At 34.2% G+C, this 1,683-nt stretch carries 1 protein-coding gene; it reads right to left on the minus strand.

Annotated elements, in window-relative coordinates:
* Nucleotides 1-209 precede the first annotated feature (209 nt).
* Nucleotides 210-1,553, minus strand: a complete 1,344-nt coding sequence (locus VB776_RS24430) for a transposase (RefSeq protein WP_323699461.1) — start codon at nt 1,551-1,553, stop codon at nt 210-212.
* Nucleotides 1,554-1,683: the final 130 nt, after the last annotated feature.

A 1,683-nucleotide genomic window follows, 5' to 3' on the forward strand; every position in this document is an offset into this window, starting at 1 on the left:
GGCTTCCCTTGAAAATTGTTTTTCGATATTGCTTTACGATAAAATCCACTCATGTTCTGGGTGGATTTTTGCTTTCATCTGAGGTGCTTTATTTAAAAAATACAATTTTGTTTGATTTTTGCTTTTAGTCTTGATTTTCTGCAAAAACTGGTCAACGTTTTATCATACCAGCTTGTTGAGTGGTTATTTATTGTCCTATAAGATTTATGTTAGGCTGCTATTTTCTGTGCTTGCTGACTCTTTTCTTGCCTTCGATTGCTAATCCTAACAGTATTGGCTGTATATACGCCAAAATATAGCCAGATGATTTCCGTCTTTTGACTCCTTGCCTTTATTCTGCGTAAAAGATAATGCTCCTTTTCAGTGCCAAAACTCCCTTCTAGACGAGTACTCCTTTCTTTATTAAGGATACCTTTCATCTGCTTAGTTTCTTTATCATCTTTCCCTCTACCTTTTCTACAAAAATTATGTTGTATCCCTTCTTCTCTTAAAAATGTACGATTCTCATTGGTGGGATAAATTCCATCGGCTGCTACATGAGAACATTCTCCAATCATTTTTTTATGCCTTACTACACTCTCTTTCAATCTCTTGCATTCATTGAAAGCATTGTAACTTGCATGTTCAATGATGTTAATTCCGCCAACTTGATTGATGTGAACCTTGATGCCATACTCTACTGGTTTATTTTCTTTGCCTCTAACAATAGGGCGAATATAAGGCTTATAGATACTTACAATACGGTCACTAACCTTTGCTTTAGGCACTTCAAAAAGATGTTTTTGTTGCTCATAAACCACTTTAATAGTTTGAAATACTTCTGAATCCTTTTCTGAAAATCCCTTAGATTTAACTTTTTCTAGGAGTTCATTGAGTGTTAAAATACCTTTATTTAGTAGCTTTAAAAGTGAACGTTTTCTGGAGTAGGTTTTTCGATGAATCTTCTTTCTAAGTTTGCTGTAAGTCAACTGTTTTATCTTTTGGTCTTTGTATTTAGACCTCGGCAATTTGATTTTATTGCTTGTGCATAAAGCAGGAATCTGTTTCTCCCACAGCCATGTACAAGATTCCCAAAGTAACTTCACGTCGGTAGGAATTCGAAGATAAACTTCATAACAGGTAGCATCCATTAATAGCACATTTTTATCAGGAATTTCAGACTTCCAACTATTAATCATCACACTTTGGAATAGATTCAAATCTAAATGGTCTCCCAAATAAGACCTTACTCTTGACACAAAGGCGTTATCTTTAATCCTTTCATTATCAGACAGTAAAGTTCCACAAAACATTTGCATTGCCCAGTTGGTATGAAAACATTCAAGTAACTTTTCATCACTTAACCCTGTGTAATGTTTTAAAAACATAAGAGCGAAAAGTCCTTTAGTTGGCAACCATGAAGGTGCTCCAACAATCGTAGTTTTCTTAGGCAAAAGCTTTTCAAGAGAATCCCAATCAATAGTTTGGTGAATTTTTCCAAGAATCGTCGTATTCTTAAATAAGTACAACTTATGAAAAGTTGGAGATTCAAGACTAAACAGTGTATATTGCATGAGTATTTTATTTTCTTAGCAGTAACAAAATACAGAAAAACCCCGAAAATTGCCAGTATTGACACTTCTTCGGGGTTATTTTATTGGCAATGTGTTGATTATTAAATATTTACAAGATTAAAGGGAAGCC

The organism is Arcicella gelida, from assembly GCF_034931025.1.
GTDB classification, from domain to species: Bacteria; Bacteroidota; Bacteroidia; order Cytophagales; family Spirosomataceae; genus Arcicella; species Arcicella gelida.